This window comes from Undibacterium sp. Jales W-56 (assembly GCF_025548535.1).
Lineage (GTDB): Bacteria > Pseudomonadota > Gammaproteobacteria > Burkholderiales > Burkholderiaceae_D > Undibacterium.
Map to the genome: position 1 here is coordinate 348145 of NZ_JAJLQW010000001.1, position 16921 is coordinate 365065.

The window sequence follows — 16921 nt, forward strand, 5'->3', positions numbered from 1 at the left end:
GTCAGACGATACAGCAGGAATAATAGGTAAATTTATCTGTCGTATTATAGAAATATCAGCGCGTTTACAGGCTGGCAATATCGCCCCAAATATGGCGCATAGTGAATCGGACCGGCACCTGCTCGCGATGCAGTACTTCCCTGATCGACTGCAGACTGCGCTGGGTATCTCGTCGGCCCGCTACCGCGAGCGGGGCGCCGCGCGGTCCTATCAGGGCATGCACATACGGTGTGGTGGTGGTGATGCCTTTTCCGGTAACGACACCGATTTCGCCATTTTCCAGGCGCACGAATGTGCCGATCGGGTAGGCTCCCAGCTCATGTATTAATGTGGCCACCAGCATGGTGTCAATCTTGCCCTTGCCCTCAACCAGAAAGTCGCGTAGGGCGGCATTTGGCAATAAGGATTTGCGGTAGCTACGGGCGCAAACCCGGGCGCAATAGCGATCTGCCAGGGAAATAATCTTGGCATTGAAGGGAATATCCGCACCGGATTTTTTTGCCGGATAACCGCTGCCATCTTCGTTCTCATGATGATGCATAATCCAGGACAGCCAATCCTCATCGTTGATGCCGGCACTGCGTAACTGTTTGACGCTGGTTTCAGGGTGCTGCTGGATCATTTCTTGTTCTTCAGCCGTCAGGTTGTCGCTCTTGGCTTGTAATTTCTCCTGCTGCCTGAGCATGCTGATATTCATGGTCAATGCGGCAGCGGTCAACTGAACGATTTCTTCCGGATCTTTTTTTAAGGCACGTGCAACCAGGATGGCGACGACGGCAGTGTCAACGCAGTGTCGGCTGGCATACGTATCGTCCTGATTCAGCAGGATGCAGCCCAGCGCAACTTCCTGATCCATAGAAACGGCGCTGCCGACATGCCTGGCAAGCGCCAGAAACTGTTCGCGCGCATTGGGTTCGCTGCTGATATTGTAGGAAATGCGGCGCAGCTCGGTGCGGACATTGTTAATCATCCTTACTACGGACGGTTGTTCCACCTGTTTTTCTGCTTGCCGTTTGTCGCGTGTTGCGCTGTCTGCCTGGTTCAGGTCAGCAAATAAACCGCGTTCAATCAGTTCCGACACCTGATGGGTATTGGAAACTATGAATCCCTTACGCAGCAGTAAGGTGCCATCGCCGCCATACACGTCCCACTGCAATGGCTGGCCTATGACAATATCGGAAATCGAGATGCGTCTTGCGGACATGGCTTACCTCAGTCAAAACAATAAAGATCAAGTCGGGTTAGCTTTACTTGAATCCAGTGCAAACTTTTCAGGTCCAGGCAATCTTGACTAGGGCTTGATTCACTGAGCTTTGGCTCAGTCGATGATGACATCATCAATGTGTCGAGAGCGTGGACAACATCACTATTCAACCATGATTGATTATTATCCTAGCAGAAAATACCCTGCTTACGCTTCTTTAAGCCAAGTGATTGTTGCAATTGGGAACACCGGTCGTTATTTTTGCGGTCGTTATTTTTGTTTAACTGCGCCAGCCAAATATCATCTGCTCCGCCAGGATTTTTTTCGCAGGCTTGACGATATCCAGCAAGCCTAAGCCCAGACCCAGTGCCGATTGCGTCAGTGCGCCATCCGGAGCGCTGGCAAAGATTCTTGCCATTGTGTCGGTCAGCCGTATTGTGGCCTGGCGGTCGGTTTGCCGTTGTTGCAGGAAAAGCTGCAATTGCGCGCTGATATGATCATTGGACAGGTCTTGCCGCAGCGAAGGAGTCAGGCAGTTTGGCAAAATCGTCGCCAGAATTTTGGCATCGCGCAATCCCAGATTCAATCCTTGACCAGCGACCGGATGCAGGGTCTGCGCGGCATTGCCGATAGTCACGGTGCGGCGTGTCGCATGAGCTTGCGCATTCAGACCCAGCGGGTAGGCATGGCGGGGCGAGGTGGTCAGGATGCGGCCCAGGCGCTCGCCAAACGCGACTTGCAAAGCCTGCTTAAACGACGTGTCATCCAGCGTCAACAATTGCTCCGCCATCGCCGGGCTGACACACCATACCAGGGCGTAGCCGTCTTCCTGCGGCAATAAAGCCAGCGGCCCTTGCTCTGTAAAGCGCTCGTAGGCTCGCTGTGCAATAGCCTGGCTGACTGTGATGCGGGAGAGGATCGCGGTTTGCCGGTAATCGTGGCTGCGTACCTTTTGCGTCTGATCCGCAAAGTTGCCGCCTTCGGCTTGTACCACGATGCCGGCAGTGATTTTGCTGCCATCTTGTAAGCTCAACGCGACCTTCTCGTCGAATTCGTCCAATGCTGTCACCGTTGCCGGGCGCTTGATGCGAATGCCGCTGTGTTTGATGGCCTGCTGCAATGGCGCGATGATGTCGCCGTAACGTGCAACATAACCGAGCGCAGGGATATGGTAGTCGCCGCTGTCAATCAGGCTGCGGCCAAAATGCCCGCGGCGCGATACATGGATTTGCCGGATGCTGGTAGCCTTAATTGGCCATGCGTTGGCGCTGTGCAGAATTTGCCGGCTGCCGTAAGACAAGGCAATCGAGCGGGCATCCTGTTCGGCTTGAGCGCTGGTTTTGGCATCGAACAAGACGATGCTCCCGGGTGCGACGCCTTGCTGGCAGAGCAGTAGCGCCAGTGTTTGGGCAACCGGGCCGGCACCGCAGATCGCGAGAGGAAAATCAATTGCGCTCATCGCTTCATCACGCTTTCAATTTCAGCGATGGTTTTCGGCGTATCGCGACTCAGATTCAGATGGCCGTCTTGCGTGATCAGGATATCGTCTTCGATACGGATGCCGATGTTCCAGAATTGTTCCGGCACGCCGGCTGCCGGACGCACGTAGATGCCAGGTTCGATCGTGATTACCATGCCTGCCTCTAATTGGCGATACGGTTTTTCATCGCCGATTTTTTCTGTTTCGCGATAAGCGCCTGCATCATGCACATCGAGGCCCAGCCAGTGCCCGGTACCATGCATGTAAAACTGGCGGAACGCCGCGCTGGCTATCGCGTCATCGACATGACCGACCTTGTTCCGGTCGAGCAATCCCGTGTCCAGCATGCCTTGTGTCAGCACCCGCACTGCGGCGTGGTGGCCGTCCATGTAGCGAGAGCCGGGATGCGCGCAATCCAGCGCTGCCTGTTGTGATGCCAGGACGATCTGGTACAGGATTTTTTGCGCTTCGCTGAATCGTCCGTTCGCTGGAAAAGTGCGCGTGATGTCGGATGCATAGCTATCGAATTCGCATCCCGCATCGATCAGGATCAGATCGCCATCCTTGATCTGCGCGTTATTGCTGCTGTAATGCAGGATGCAGGCATTCGCGCCGGTGGCGACGATAGAGCCATAGGCGGGCGCTTGTGAACCTTGCCGGCGAAATTCATGCAGCAACTCAGCTTCAAGTTCATATTCATAACGACCTGGCTGTGCCATCTGCATCGCGCGCGTATGTGCCGCGCCCGAGATGCTCGCTGCCTTTTGCATCAGTTCGATTTCGGACGCATCTTTACGCACGCGCATCTCGTTCAGCAGTTCGCGCACATCGATGGTGGTTGTGGGGGCGCTGATGCCGCTGCGGGACTTGGCGCGTACTGCGTCCATCCAGCCGTGCAAGCGTGTATCGAACTGCGGATCGCAGCCGCTGCTGTAGAACAGGTTGGGGGCATCGCCCAACAGAATCGGCAGTTCGCCGTCGAGTGCATCGATCGCGAAACTTGCATCGAAGCCAAAATGTTCGCGCGCAGCCGCAGGTCCGAAGCGAAAGCCATCCCAGATTTCTCGCTCCATGTTTTTTTCGCGGCAGAACAAGATGCTGCGCTGTTCGCTGCCGTTAGCGATCAGCACGATCACTGCTTCCGGTTCAGTGAAGCCGGACAGATAATAAAAGTAGCTGTCATGCCTGAACGGAAAAAAATTATCGCTATTGCGCGTCATCTCGTGCGCAGTCGGGATAATGGCGATACCGCCGCCTTGTGCTTGCATCTGCGCCAGCAAATGGCGGCGACGCGCTTGATAGGAGACGATGTTCATCGTGTGAGCTTCATTCTGATCTTCATCAATTCGTCGATGCATTGCCGGAGGCATGGAGCGGCGTATTCAGCGCGGCCAGCTGTTCCGGCGTGCCAAGATTGTGCCAGTCGCCGCGATACAGTTCGCCGCCCAGTTGGCCCCGGTCTGCGATCTCGCGTAGCAGCGGGCCGAGCTTGGCATAGCTGCCCGGTCTGATATCGGCAAAAATTTCAGGCCGGTACACGCCGATATTAGCGAAGGTGTATCTCGACGAGCCATCGCTACTGTCGTTCGACAAGCCCATCAGGTTCATCGCAAAATCGCCTTCAGGGTGGAAGCTGGGGTTTTTTACCATGTACAGCCAGGCGACATCGCGTTGGTCCAGGGGATGCGGATTGCCCCACATATCATTGTCTTCGAGCGTATTTTTGCATTCTTCGAAATTGAAATGCGGGACATAGATATCGGATGAAACCACCAGAAACGGCTGGTCACCGAGCAAGTGCAGGGCTTGCGCGATGCCGCCGGCAGTTTCCAGGGCGCGGGCTTCTGCTGAATACCTGACCTGCGCACCGAACTTGCTGCCGTCGCCGATGGCCTCAACAATCATGTGGCCCAGATGCGCGTGGTTGATGACGATCTCGGTGATGCCTGCTTTCACCAGATTCAAAATATGCCAGACGATCAGCGGACGACCGCGCACTTTGAGCAAAGGTTTAGGACAGGTGTCGGTCAGCGGTCGCATGCGCTCGCCGCGACCTGCTGCTAATAACATGGCTTTCATGGGCTTGTGATCTATTGTGGTGACGACGGTATTGGGAAAAGCCAACGCGGTTTTAAAATGTGTAGCCGAATGTCGGTGCGGTTTCCTGTATTTCATCCAGCAGGCGCAATAGAGGAATCAGCACATGGTAACGATTCGCGGTTTTGCGTACATACTCCATCACCAGCGGCATGTCGGCCAGATAATGGTCCTTGCCGTCGCGGTGCGACAGGCGGGCGAAGATGCCTAATACTTTCAGGTGGCGTTGCAGCCCCATGAATTCAAAATCCCGGTAGAAGCTATCGACATCGGTATTTACCGGCAAACCGGCACGACGGGCTTTTTCCCAGTAGCGTATCGCCCAGTCGAGCACCATTTCTTCATCCCATTGGACGTAGGCATCGCGCAACAGCGACACCAGATCGTAAGTCAGCGGCCCGTATAAAGCGCCCTGAAAATCCAGAATGCCGGGGTTGCCTTTATCCAGCACCATCAGGTTGCGCGAGTGGTAGTCGCGGTGGACGTAGACTTGCGGCTGCGCCATGATATTGGCGAGCAAGGCCTCAAATACCTTGTTCAGGCTCTCGGTTTGCGCAGCGCTCAAGGTCACGCCCAGATGTTTGGCGATATACCATTCAGGGAAAATCATCAGCTCGCGCAGCAGGAATTCCCGGTCGTATTCGGGCAATACTTCAGGCTGGCTTTGGGTTTGCAGCAGAATCAGGCTGTCGATAGCATCCATATACAGCTTATGCGCCGTATCGTGGTTCAGTGCATTGAAATAAGTCGTGCTGCCAAGGTCGGTCAGCAATAACAAACCTTGTTCGACATCCTGGGCCAGGATGTCCGGCACCGACAAATTAATTTTTGCCAATAGTTCGGCAATCCGGATAAAAGGACGCACATCCTCTGCCGGCTGCGGCGCATCCATGACGATGTAAGTTTTGCCATTCTGGCCATCAATACGGAAATAACGGCGGAAACTGGCATCTTCAGACGCCGGGCGCAGGCTGTCGACTCTCAGGCTGGGACTGCTGATGCTGGCTAGCCAGGCGTGAATCGCGGACATACGTTGGTTTTCAGAGCTCGTGGACATGATGGAATTGAATAAATTTTAGATAATGATTGAATATGGATTGCTTTGGCTCAGTTGACTTCTGCCAGGCAGCCGATCCTGGCGGCTCAATGTACGGAGGTTTCGGTCATTTCGCCCATATCCCCTATAATAGGCGATTGATTTCGGGTGGAACGCCAGAACCGCAGCTAACTGCCGCTATGTAGCGGTACAGAACCGGCAATCTGAATTGCGTTCCGATTGCTATTTTCGCCCGTATAAACGCCAAACAAGCTCCTTAGAATTCATATTACATGCGCCGGAAACCCGTATTATCTCACCCACAGCATTTGTTTCCTACTATCTCCGCGATTGCTGTGTCGGCATTGTTCCCGGTCCAGGCATTCGCACAAACGCCGCCAGTCTTGCCCGCGCCAACCGCTGCCAGCAGCGGTAAGCCAGCCGAAGTGGTGATCAAAGGCGACAAAGAGCAACCAACCGTCCTGCGTGCCGAAAAAATATCGGGACGCCCGGAACGCTTTGTCGATTTTGATGATGATGTCGAAGTCACTAAAGGCGATACTAAGCTGAATGCGGATAAGGCGACTTACACCAATCTCGACGATGAAGTCAAAGCGACCGGCAAGGTGCGTATGCAAAAGGCCGGAAATAACTACACCGGCGAAGCAATGCGCCTGCAGCTTGATTCCGGTATCGGTTTTGTTTTGAAGCCGAAATACAAATTAGTCAAAAATAATGCGCAGGGCAAAGCCGAGCGCATCGAGTTTGAGAGTGAAGAGCAGTCAACGGTGATTAATGGCACCTACAGCACATGCAGCAGCGATGATCCCGACTGGTATCTGCAGTCGGATACGCTGAAGCTGGATACAGGACTGGACAGAGGGGTCGCCGGCAAGACGATAGTGTACTTCAAGGGCATCCCTATTCTGGCAACGCCATCGCTGACTTTTCCTTTGTCCGGTGCGCGTCACTCCGGTTTATTGCCGCCGGTCTGGGGCGGCTCGTCTAAGGGCGGCCCTGAGCTGACCTTGCCTTATTATTTCAATATCGCTCCCAACCGGGACCTGACGCTGTATCCAAAAATGATCACCCGGCGCGGCCTGCAGCTCGGCGCCGAGGTGCGCTACCTCGATGATAATTTCTCCGGCACGACCACGATAGAAGGACTGGCGGATGACCGTCAGACTGATACCAATCGCTATGCCTTGACATCGATACATCAACAAAAACTGTTGCCGCAACTCGACTTTGCCTGGAATGTGAACACCGCGTCCGACGATAATTATGCCAGCGACTTTTCCAGCTCGATTACCAAGACGGCCCAGCGACTGTTGTTGCGCGACGTCAGCCTGACCTACTCGGGCTGGCTCGGTTACGCTGCTTTGCGCGCATCGAACTATCAGGTTTTACAGGATTTAACGGCGCCGATTACACGACCTTACGACCGTTTGCCGCAGTTGAATCTGCACGCAGAACAACATGACGTAAAAGGATTTGACTGGTCGGTTGACACGATCATCACGCGCTTCTGGCATCCGACGCTGGTGCGCGGTGATCGCGCCGTGATTAATTCGCAGATGTCATATCCTATCGTGCAGCCGGGTTTCTTCATCGTTCCCAAACTGACATTCAATGCGGCGAATTATCACTTGACCAATCCTGGCGCAGGCCAGGATACGGATTTCCATCGCACTGTGCCGACGTTTTCCATCGACAGCGGCCTGGTGTTCGAGCGCCAATCTAGTCTGCTGGGCAAGCCGGTGACGCAGACGCTGGAGCCGCGCCTGTTCTACGTCAAGACACCCTATCGCGATCAAAGTCAGTTCCCGAATTTTGACAGCGCGGTAGCCGATTTCAATTTCGCCCAGATTTTTAGCGAAAACCGGTTTACCGGGCAAGATCGTATCGGCGATTCGAACCAAATCACGGCGGCATTGATTTCACGTTTTATCGAAGGAAACGGCGAGGAGCGTTTTAAAGTCGCGATCGGTCAGCGTTTTTACTTCAATACCCAGAGAGTCGTACTCGACAGTACCAGTAGTATCAGTCCGAGCCGCTCGGATTTATTATTGGCGGCTTCAGGCAAAATTTCCGATAAGATCAGTGCCGACATGGCATTGCAGATCAGTCAAACGGACAAACATTCGGTGCGCTCGAATTACGGTATACGCTGGCAGCCGGCGCAACAAACGGTATTGAATCTTGAATACCGCTATCAGCGCGACAGTCTGGAGCAACTCGATTTTTCTACCCAGTTACCTATCGGGAATCGCTGGTTCGTGGTTGGCAGAAGCAATTATTCCCTGCAGGATAAGAAGCTGGTCGATGGCCTGGCGGGTTTTGAATACAAAGATCCTTGCAATTGCTGGTCGTTCCGCATGGTCGGCCAGCGTTTTTCTACGACGACGCTGGCGAGCACCACAGCGTTTTTTATTCAGTTGGAATTGAACGGACTGGCCAGGCTGGGATCGAACCCGATAGACGTCCTAAAAAAGAATATTTCAGGTTATCAGCCGATAAATTAGCGTATATTTCAGCTTTTGCTCAAACTATGCAGCAGTAAGTATTGGCAGGCAGCGCAGAACACCCGCGACTTCCCGCCAGTTTTAATATGGATTTGGATCACTATGCGACACAACTTGCACATGACACAACGCACTCTTCTCTCTGTTCTGGCTGTTTCAGCCACCATGTTTACTGCGGCACCGGTATGGGCGCAAAAAGTTGCCCCGGCGATTTCGCCGATCGCCCCGATTTTGCCGGTGAATCAAGCCAATAACCCGAATGAAAAAGGGCAATTGGTGAATAAGATCGTGGTCGTCGTTAATGAAGACGTGATCACCAGCCAGGAACTGAACGAGCGCTTGCGCTCGGTGGAAAAGAGGCTGGCGGCACAGGGTACGGCATTGCCAAACCGGGCCGATCTGCAAAAACAATTGCTGGAACGCATGATTGTCGACCGTGCTCAATTGCAGTTGGCCAGAGAGAATGGCATGCGTGTCGACGACATCATGCTGGATCGCGCCATGGTGCGTCTGGCTGAACAAAACAAAATGTCGATCCAGGAATTCCGCAATCAGGTCGAGCGTGAAGGCACATCGTATGCGCGTTTCCGCGAGGAAGTCCGCGACGACATCATGATGCAGCGCATCCGCGAACGCGAAGTCGATAGCAAAATCCAGGTCTCCGAGTCGGAAGTCGATAACTATCTGGCAGTAGAAGCCGCACCGGGTAAAGTGCCGCAAGAATTGAATTTGTCGCATATCCTGGTCCTGATCCCGGAAAACGCATCGGCCGAGCAAATCAATCAGCGTCGTTTGCGCGCCGAAGAAGTCATGAAAAAACTGCGCGCCGGCGAAGACTTTGCCAAGCTCGCGGTGACTTATTCCGATGCCAGCGAAGGCATCAAAGGCGGTGAGATCGGCTGGCGTGAACAAGACCGCCTGCCGCAATTGTTTATCGATTCCCTCAATAAAATCAAAGTCGGTGAAGTGTCTGAAATCGTGCGCAGCCCGAATGGTTTTCACATCCTGAAGCTGACTGGCAAACGCGATATCGCGAAAACCAAAGCCGACGGCACCGTAGTTCAGCAAACCCATGTGCGCCACATCCTGATCAAGCCCAGCCAGATCGTGACTGCCGCAGAAGCGCGCCGTAAGCTGGTGGAGTTAAAGCAGCGTCTCGACAATAAGGCCGCGACATTTGAAGAATTGGCGAAATTGTTTTCGAATGACGCCACTGCATCTAAAGGCGGTGACTTAGGCTGGATCTATCCTGGTGATACCGTGCCGGAATTTGAGCAGGCGATGAATAAACTCGCGATCAATGAAGTCAGTGATCCGGTTGAATCCTCATTTGGCCTGCATCTGATCCAGGTCACAGAACGTAAGACCGACGACGTCTCCAAAGAGCGTCAACGTCTGGTGGCCCGTCAGGCAGTGCGCGATCGCAAAGCCGATGAAGCCTTGCAGGACTGGTTGCGTCAATTGCGCGATCGCGCTTACGTCGAATTTCGCCTGGACGATAATTGAGTAAGAGAATTGCCATCACGGTGGGGGAACCCGCCGGCATAGGCCCGGAGATTTCGCTCCGCGCTGCATGGCAATTGCGGAATGAAATCCGCCCGGTCCTGATAGGTGACGCGGCCTATCTGGCGATGCTGGCGGGTGAGATCGATCCTGTCATCAAGCTGATGGGCGTTTCGCTGGAAGCCTTGCGCCACAGCGGCTTGCCGGGCTGCGGCACCGACCAGATCACCGTGATCGATTGCCCGCTGACTGCGCATGTCGTCGCAGGTCAACTGGATGCACGCAATGGCCGCGCGGTTTTGCACACCCTTGATGTTGCTATCGAGAGTGTACAGCAAGGCTGGTGCGACGCCATCGTGACCGCACCTTTGCAAAAAAGTACCATCAATGATGCAGGCGTCCCGTTCAGCGGACATACAGAATATTTCGCCGAAAAAACCAATACGGCCCAGGTCGTCATGATGCTGGCATGCGAGGCGTCGGCCCATTTGCCGCAAGCCTTGCGGGTGGCATTGGCGACCACCCATCTGCCGTTGAAGGACGTCGCCGCCGCGATCAATTTCGATCATCTGCTGGCGACCGTCCAGATCATTGATCACGATTTACGCGATAAATTCGGCTTGCCGCGACCAAGGATACTGGTCACGGGCCTGAATCCGCATGCCGGTGAAAACGGTTATCTGGGGCGTGAAGAAATCGACGTGATCAGCCCGGTTATCCAGCATGCGCAGAGCCTGGGCATGGATGTGCAAGGCCCTTATCCGGCAGACACCTTGTTCCAGCAAAAATATCTGCAAGATGCCGATTGCGTGCTGGCCATGTACCACGATCAGGGTTTGCCTGTACTGAAGCACGCGAGTTTCGGGATGGGCGTGAATATCACCCTGGGTTTGCCGCTGATCAGAACCTCAGTCGATCATGGCACTGCACTCGATCTGGCGGCGCTGGGTGTGGGGCGTGCCGAAGTCGGCAGTATGCTGGTGGCGATTCGCGTGGCTGCCAAGATGGCGCAGACCAGCGCTGCGTAAATTTCTCCGATATCTGTATTCCTGAAAAACACAATTTGCAAGCGCCGCTGCGGATTCTGCGCTGATTGCCCATGCAATAGTTCACGTATGTTTTACAATCGTGGCATTCAACCTATCGATACAACATGAAACACATACCTCGTAAGCGCTTCGGCCAGAACTTTTTGACGGATCAACTGGTTCTCAGCGACATCACCAGCGCCATCAAGCCCCAGCCTGATCAGACCATGGTCGAGATTGGTCCGGGTCTGGCGGCAATGACCCGATTATTGCTCGAAGGCTTGAGCCAGTTGCATGTCGTCGAACTCGATCGCGATCTGGTGGCACGACTCAAAAAAAACTTCGATCCCGCCAAACTCATCGTGCATGAGGGCGATGCCTTGCAATTTGATTTTTCGACGATTCCGGTGGCTGCCGGTAAAAAGCTGCGTGTGGTCGGCAATCTCCCGTATAACATTTCCAGCCCTTTGTTATTCCATCTGGCCGAGATCGCGCCGCTGGTCGAAGATCAGCATTTCATGCTACAAAAAGAAGTCGTCGAGCGCATGGTCGCTGAACCTGGCAGCAAAGCCTATGGGCGTTTATCGGTGATGCTGCAATGGCGCTATCACATGGATTTATTATTCGTGGTGCCACCGACCGCATTTGATCCGCCGCCTAAAGTAGATTCCGCGATCGTGCGCATGATCCCCAAAGCAGCGCCCCTGGAATGCCATGTCAAAATGCTGGAGCAGGTGGTAACCAAGGCATTTTCTCAGCGCCGTAAAGTGGTGCGCAATTGCGTTGCCGGCATGTTTACCGAGCAGCAATTGATTGAGGCTGGCGTGAATCCGCAAATGCGTCCGGAGACGATTCCTTTAGAGCAGTACGTGACTCTGGCACGCATGCTGGCAGCGCAGGCTAAACATAGCGCAGCGTCGCAGGCGTAATCGAGGTTAAATGCATACATTGATAAAGCCATCAATCTTGTAATAAATCCGCTAATAAATTCAGCCTCAATTCGGTAAATTCAACACATCTGTTTTACTTTCATTATTCTTGCTTAAGGCAGCTATGGATATCACCCGCACCGCAGAATGGCAGACTCTGCTAGAACACAAGACCAGACTTGATACGCTGCATCTGCGCGATTTATTTGCAGCCGATCCAGCGCGCTTCCAGCATTTTTCGGCGGAGCTTGATGGTTTGCTGGTGGATTATTCCAAGCAAAGAATTGATGCCGAGGCCCTGCAAAGCCTGGTTAGCCTGGCCCGGCTCGCCAAGGTCGAGGATTGGCGTGATCGCATGTTTGCGGGAGAAAAAATCAATTTCAGTGAAGACCGTGCGGTCTTGCATACGGCGCTGCGCCATACGGCTTTTACCCCTTTTCCATCGGCCGGCAACGACGTCATGCCGCTGGTGCGTGGCGTGCGCAAACAGATGCGCGACATCGTCGAGCGTGTGCGTAGCGGCTTGTGGCGCGGCTTTAAAGGCGATGCGATTCAGAACGTGGTGAACATCGGCATCGGCGGTTCCGACCTCGGCCCTAAATTGGCAACCCGCGCACTGTCGGCGCTGCAGCATCCCGGCCTGACTTTTTATTATGTCTCGAATCTGGACAGTGCTCATCTCGCGCCTTTGCTGGAACAACTCGATCCGCGCACGACCTTGTTCATCGTCGCCTCCAAAACCTTTACAACGCAGGAAACCAGCATCAATGCGCATACCGCAAGGACCTGGCTGATGGCGGCGGCGATGGAGGAGTGGGCCGTTGCCAAGCATTTTATTGCGGTGACATCGAGCCCGGATAAAGCGCATGAATTCGGCATTCCCGATGCGAATATTTTGCAAATCTGGGATTGGGTCGGCGGGCGCTATTCCTTGTGGTCGGCAGTCGGTTTGTCGGTGGCGCTGGCGATCGGCATGAACGGTTTTGAGCGTCTGCTCGAAGGTGCCGAGACGATGGACCGCCATTTCCGCAGTGCGCCGCTGGAACATAATTTGCCGGTACTGCTGGCATTGATTTCGATCTGGAACACCAATTTTCTTGGCGCGGAAACCACGGCGATCTTGCCGTACAACGAATCGATCCGCCACTTGCCGGCTTTTTTGCAGCAACTCGAAATGGAATCCAATGGCAAGACGGTAGGGCGCGATGGCGAACCGCTGACCTGCCGCGCCAATCCTATCGTTTGGGGTGAAATCGGCGTCAATGGCCAGCATGCTTTTTTCCAGTTATTGCATCAGGGCGGCTGGCTGATCCCTTGCGACTTCGTGGTGGCGGCCTCCAGCGATTATCCTTTGCCCGGACATCAGGCGCCTTTGCTGGCGAATTGCCTCGCCCAAAGCGCGGCACTGGCATTTGGCAAAACCGAACAGCAGGCGCGTGCCGAATTGTCCGCAGCGGGATTGGGCGAAACGAAAATCGCTGCCTTGCTACCGCATAAAGTATTTGCCGGTAATCAGCCATCCACCACCATCCTGATGCCGAATCTCGACCCGTTCCAGTTAGGCATGCTGTTAGCGCTGTATGAACACAAGGTATTTGTGCAGGGTGTGATCTGGGGTATTAATTCATTCGACCAATGGGGTGTCGAGCTTGGCAAGCAATTGGCGAACCGCTTACTGCCTGCGATCAAAGGCGATCAAGCCTACGACGCGCAGCTCGATACCTCGACCAGCGGCCTGATTGCCTACTTCCGCCGGCACGGCCATGTCTGAAATCGGGTTAACTGAAAGCGTAAAAAGATTTAACAAGGTTTGACACAATTCAATTATTTCCATCGGGAAATTTTCATATAATTTATCGACGAATTATTCATCTATGAAAATTTCCCCTGATCGGAGTCCTCATGCTGGATGGAATTATCGGCGTTTTAAGCCTTGTGTTGATTGCGGGCTTGGTTGGTCTGGTAAAAATCATGAATAAGAACGCGGAGCAGCCGGCGGAAAAAACCTCGGATCAGTAATCCTGACTAGCGTGCCAGCCAAATTGAATAGGTCAGGAAGATAGATGACAGTTGCGACCTCGTTACTTTAAATTTGACATGGCGAGAGATGTAAAAAAGGAGCCAGACGGCTCCTTTTTTGTTGCTCAAATATCTGCAGCGTAGCGATCAGGATGCACCGGTAACTACAGGCTGGTCGCCTGCTCAGCAGTTTTACGCTCTATCAATTCGATCTTATAGCCATCGGGATCTTGCACAAATGCGATCACTGTTTTGCCGCCTTTGACCGGGCCTGCTTCGCGCGTGACATTGCCGCCATTCGCCTTGACGTCGGCGCAAGCCTGATAGGCATCCGGTACCGCAATCGCGATGTGGCCGTAGGCACTGCCCAAATCGTATTTATCTACCCCATAGTTATAGGTTAATTCCAGTTCGGCGTGTTCAGGATTGCTGCCATAACCTAAAAACGCCAGGGTATATTGGTATTCAGGATTGTCGGATTGGCGCAGCAGCGTCATGCCCAGAATCCTGGTGTAAAAGTCGATGGAAGTCTGCAAATTGCCAACGCGCAGCATGGTGTGCAAAATACGCATGATGTTTTCCTTGTCTGATGATTGAATATACTAGGGGTAAGTATGATGGTGTATGGAACGATTGACTTTATGGGTATTGCGGATCAAGTCATTTAATGTAGATACTCCCTAAAAAACGGGAATATCGTGGAGCGCATGATGACGCAAAGCGTGTTTCGCTTGCTCGAATTCCGGGAATACCGACTGCACGGTTGCCCAGAATTGCGGACCATGATTCATCTCGCGCAGATGCGCAAGCTCATGCGCAATTACGTAGTCAATCAAGGTCGGTGAAAAATGGATCAGCCGCCAGTTTAGCCGGATCTTGCCTTGCGAGGTACAGGAGCCCCAGCGCGTCGCCGCTGCTGACAGGGACATCGAGTGATAACTGACATCGAGCTTTTCTGCATAGACCGGCAAGCGTTCTAAAAATACCCGGCGCGCCTCTTGTTGCATCCAGGCTTGCACACGGTCTTTCAATTGCTGCTCGCCGGCATCCGCTGGCAGACTGATCCTGAGTTCGTCGCTGGCATTATCGAGCTCAATTCCCATCGCCTGGGTCGCCAGAATGCGCAAAGTCAGTTGCTTGCCAAGATAGGGTAATTTGGCGCCGTCTACCCATTGCATCTGCGGCTGCAACTGACGCGCATCGCGTTCGCGCCGTTCATTGAGTTTGGTGACGATCCAGCGCCGCTTCTCTTGGATCGCCTGCTCGATATCGGCAATCGTGACCCAGCGCGGCGCGGTAATCCGCAAGCCATCTTCATTGATCAGGAAGCCGATCGTGCGGCGCTTGGAACGCAACAGCGTGTATTCCAGCCATTGCTCAGGCAGGCGTATCTGACGTTTATTCGGGGACTTGCTTGGCGGCGGAGGCAGCGGCACCACCACGTTCGGTGGCGGTGTCTTTTTAAAGCGGGGTGCGGTGTAAGGTGAGTCAGTGGAGAGCGGCGATTCTGGATCGTCAACGCGATGGTCGGAAAACAAATCCAGTTGCAGTAAAAACTGCAAAGGTTTCGCCAATAATGAAAAACATGATTTCAATGCTTCAACTCTCCTGATTGATCAAGAGAGTCTTGATCAATTTTTTTGATAAACCTGCGGCGAGATAACGCGCATTTCGCCTTCTACCCAGGCTTCCACTTTTTGCATCAATTCCGCCGAACTCAAACCGTCCGGTGCAATCGGTTTGCCGATCGAGACGGTAATCAGTCCCGGTGTTTTGATGAAAGAATTTTTGCCCCAGCATTCGCCGGAATTCATCGCAATCGGTACTACTGCGGTATTGGTTTCTGTCGCCAGGCGAGTGCCGCCCAGTTTGTAGTTGCCTTTTTCGCCAACCCGGATTCGCGTACCTTCAGGGAACATAATAACCCATTGTCCGTCGGCAAGCCTGCGACGTCCGTGCTCAACCACTTGAGCGAATGCATCCTTGCCTTTGCTGCGGTCGATCGGAATCATGCGCATCAGGGAAATACCCCAGCCGAAAAAGGGAATATACGTAATCTCTTTTTTAAATACATAGACCAAAGGACGCGGCATGCAAGTCATGTAAAAAATCGTCTCCCACGCCGACTGATGCTTGGATAATAAAATCACCGGCTGATCGGGGAGATTCTCCATGCCTTTAATTTGATAGCGTATACCGCACACGACCTTGGCGAGCCAGATCACAAATACATTCCAGCGCGCCGTCCAGTAATAGCGTTTGTTGTAAGGCAGCGGTGCAAATAACAGGCATGCCATCGCCCAGACAACCGTCGCCACAGCCATCAAGCTGACAAACAAAACCGAACGTAAAAAATAGGTAAAACGAAGCATCGTATCTCCAACAAGATAGCTAAGGATTAGCTACCGTCTCTTAAATGGGATTAAACTGCCACAAAAAATTCAGCCGGCGCATTCTTTAAAAGGATATCCACCATCGACGCCAGATCAGGATAAATTTGTGTGCCGGGCGGCAAGCCGCCTTTGTCAAAGGTTTTTTTACCCTTACCGGATAACACCAGATGCGGCACGCATCCTTCCACAAATCCCGCCTGCAAATCGCGTAGCGAATCACCGACGTTATGCACACCTTTCAGGCTGATATCGTAGCGCTGGGCAATCTCGCGCAACATGCCTGACTTGGGTTTGCGGCAGTCGCAATTGTCATCCGCAATATGCGGGCAAAAGAACACCGCATCGATTTCCGCGCCGACCTGCTGGGCGGCGTGATGCATTTTTTGATGAATCGCATTCAGCGTCGAAGTATCAAACAGCTTGCGTCCTACCCCGGATTGATTGGTGGCGACTACCACCAGATAACCTGCCTGATTCAGCTTGGCAATCGCTTGCAGCGAACCGGGAATAGGATGCCATTCATCCGGCGATTTGATGAAAGTATCGGAATCATGATTGATAACGCCATCGCGATCAAGGATGATCAGCTTATTCGTTTTTTCCATGTGTATTCCTTTTCTGGTTTTACCCCCCCTCTCGCTGGCGGGAGAGAGGTGTTGGGGTGAGGGAGTCCGTCAGCAGCGACTGCAATAGTTAGTAGCTACCGC

14 protein-coding genes are annotated in these 16921 nt (G+C 53.4%); 5 read left to right on the forward strand and 9 right to left on the reverse strand.

Annotated features, from left to right (window positions below):
• Positions 1 to 64: 64 nt before the first annotated feature.
• From LPB67_RS01615 to LPB67_RS01635, 5 genes are all read right to left on the reverse strand, one after another.
• Entirely contained in the window at positions 65 to 1204 is a 1140-nt protein-coding gene (locus LPB67_RS01615) for an HD-GYP domain-containing protein (RefSeq protein WP_262835319.1), read from the reverse strand.
• A 280-nt stretch (positions 1205 to 1484) separates the two neighbouring features.
• Positions 1485 to 2663: an FAD-dependent monooxygenase gene (locus tag LPB67_RS01620; RefSeq protein ID WP_262835320.1), complete on the reverse strand. Its 1179-nt coding sequence runs from the start codon at positions 2661 to 2663 to the stop codon at positions 1485 to 1487.
• A complete protein-coding gene (locus LPB67_RS01625) occupies positions 2660 to 4000 on the reverse strand; it encodes an aminopeptidase P N-terminal domain-containing protein (RefSeq protein WP_262835321.1) in 1341 nt (446 codons plus the stop codon). The genes LPB67_RS01620 and LPB67_RS01625 overlap by 4 nt, the downstream gene beginning before the upstream one ends.
• 25 nt (positions 4001 to 4025) lie before the next feature.
• Complete coding sequence (murU, locus tag LPB67_RS01630; protein ID WP_262835322.1) at positions 4026 to 4763, reverse strand: N-acetylmuramate alpha-1-phosphate uridylyltransferase MurU; 738 nt, start codon at positions 4761 to 4763, stop codon at positions 4026 to 4028.
• Between the two features lie 52 nt (positions 4764 to 4815).
• The gene (locus LPB67_RS01635) at positions 4816 to 5838 is read right to left on the reverse strand and encodes an aminoglycoside phosphotransferase family protein (RefSeq protein ID WP_262835323.1); all 1023 of its coding nucleotides are present in this window, start codon (positions 5836 to 5838) and stop codon (positions 4816 to 4818) included.
• A gap of 308 nt (positions 5839 to 6146) precedes the next feature.
• Here LPB67_RS01635 and LPB67_RS01640 point away from each other — a divergent pair, with 308 nt between their 5' ends.
• The 5 genes from LPB67_RS01640 to pgi all read left to right on the forward strand — a co-directional run bounded on the left by LPB67_RS01640 (position 6147) and on the right by pgi (position 13573).
• Entirely contained in the window at positions 6147 to 8342 is a 2196-nt protein-coding gene (locus LPB67_RS01640; RefSeq protein ID WP_316685049.1) for an LPS-assembly protein LptD, read from the forward strand.
• A 120-nt stretch (positions 8343 to 8462) separates the two neighbouring features.
• Positions 8463 to 9848, forward strand: coding sequence for a peptidylprolyl isomerase (locus tag LPB67_RS01645; RefSeq protein ID WP_262835325.1), 1386 nt, complete (start codon positions 8463 to 8465; stop codon positions 9846 to 9848).
• The gene (gene pdxA / locus LPB67_RS01650; protein ID WP_262835326.1) at positions 9845 to 10873 is read left to right on the forward strand and encodes a 4-hydroxythreonine-4-phosphate dehydrogenase PdxA; all 1029 of its coding nucleotides are present in this window, start codon (positions 9845 to 9847) and stop codon (positions 10871 to 10873) included. Before LPB67_RS01645 ends, pdxA begins: the two co-directional genes overlap by 4 nt.
• A 125-nt stretch (positions 10874 to 10998) precedes the next feature.
• On the forward strand, positions 10999 to 11802 hold the full coding sequence (gene rsmA, locus LPB67_RS01655; protein ID WP_262835327.1) for a 16S rRNA (adenine(1518)-N(6)/adenine(1519)-N(6))-dimethyltransferase RsmA: 804 nt from the start codon (positions 10999 to 11001) through the stop codon (positions 11800 to 11802).
• Between the two features lie 124 nt (positions 11803 to 11926).
• The gene (gene pgi, locus LPB67_RS01660; protein ID WP_262835328.1) at positions 11927 to 13573 is read left to right on the forward strand and encodes a glucose-6-phosphate isomerase; all 1647 of its coding nucleotides are present in this window, start codon (positions 11927 to 11929) and stop codon (positions 13571 to 13573) included.
• Positions 13574 to 13985: 412 nt separating this feature from the next.
• Here the strand turns inward: pgi and gloA are convergent, their stop codons facing one another.
• The 4 genes from gloA to gmhB form a co-directional block, all read right to left on the reverse strand.
• On the reverse strand, positions 13986 to 14393 hold the full coding sequence (gene gloA / locus LPB67_RS01665; protein ID WP_262835329.1) for a lactoylglutathione lyase: 408 nt from the start codon (positions 14391 to 14393) through the stop codon (positions 13986 to 13988).
• Between the two features lie 108 nt (positions 14394 to 14501).
• Positions 14502 to 15416 (reverse strand): M48 family metallopeptidase, encoded by a 915-nt coding sequence (locus LPB67_RS01670; RefSeq protein WP_410482688.1) that lies wholly within the window; start codon positions 15414 to 15416, stop codon positions 14502 to 14504.
• A 36-nt stretch (positions 15417 to 15452) separates the two neighbouring features.
• Entirely contained in the window at positions 15453 to 16193 is a 741-nt protein-coding gene (locus LPB67_RS01675; protein WP_262835330.1) for a lysophospholipid acyltransferase family protein, read from the reverse strand.
• Positions 16194 to 16243: 50 nt separating this feature from the next.
• The gene (gene gmhB, locus LPB67_RS01680; RefSeq protein WP_262835331.1) at positions 16244 to 16819 is read right to left on the reverse strand and encodes a D-glycero-beta-D-manno-heptose 1,7-bisphosphate 7-phosphatase; all 576 of its coding nucleotides are present in this window, start codon (positions 16817 to 16819) and stop codon (positions 16244 to 16246) included.
• Positions 16820 to 16921 lie beyond the last annotated feature (102 nt).

What these genes read in the sequence shown, in the direction of transcription:
- LPB67_RS01615 (WP_262835319.1), bottom strand. Translation starts at nt 1,204, where the DNA reads ATGTCCGCAAGACGCATCTCGATTTCCGATATTGTCATAGGCCAGCCA.
- LPB67_RS01620 (WP_262835320.1), bottom strand. Translation starts at nt 2,663, where the DNA reads ATGAGCGCAATTGATTTTCCTCTCGCGATCTGCGGTGCCGGCCCGGTT.
- LPB67_RS01625 (WP_262835321.1), bottom strand. Translation starts at nt 4,000, where the DNA reads ATGAACATCGTCTCCTATCAAGCGCGTCGCCGCCATTTGCTGGCGCAG.
- murU (WP_262835322.1), bottom strand. Translation starts at nt 4,763, where the DNA reads ATGAAAGCCATGTTATTAGCAGCAGGTCGCGGCGAGCGCATGCGACCG.
- LPB67_RS01635 (WP_262835323.1), bottom strand. Translation starts at nt 5,838, where the DNA reads ATGTCCACGAGCTCTGAAAACCAACGTATGTCCGCGATTCACGCCTGG.
- LPB67_RS01645 (WP_262835325.1), top strand. Translation starts at nt 8,463, where the DNA reads ATGACACAACGCACTCTTCTCTCTGTTCTGGCTGTTTCAGCCACCATG.
- rsmA (WP_262835327.1), top strand. Translation starts at nt 10,999, where the DNA reads ATGAAACACATACCTCGTAAGCGCTTCGGCCAGAACTTTTTGACGGAT.
- pgi (WP_262835328.1), top strand. Translation starts at nt 11,927, where the DNA reads ATGGATATCACCCGCACCGCAGAATGGCAGACTCTGCTAGAACACAAG.
- gloA (WP_262835329.1), bottom strand. Translation starts at nt 14,393, where the DNA reads ATGCGTATTTTGCACACCATGCTGCGCGTTGGCAATTTGCAGACTTCC.
- LPB67_RS01675 (WP_262835330.1), bottom strand. Translation starts at nt 16,193, where the DNA reads ATGCTTCGTTTTACCTATTTTTTACGTTCGGTTTTGTTTGTCAGCTTG.
- gmhB (WP_262835331.1), bottom strand. Translation starts at nt 16,819, where the DNA reads ATGGAAAAAACGAATAAGCTGATCATCCTTGATCGCGATGGCGTTATC.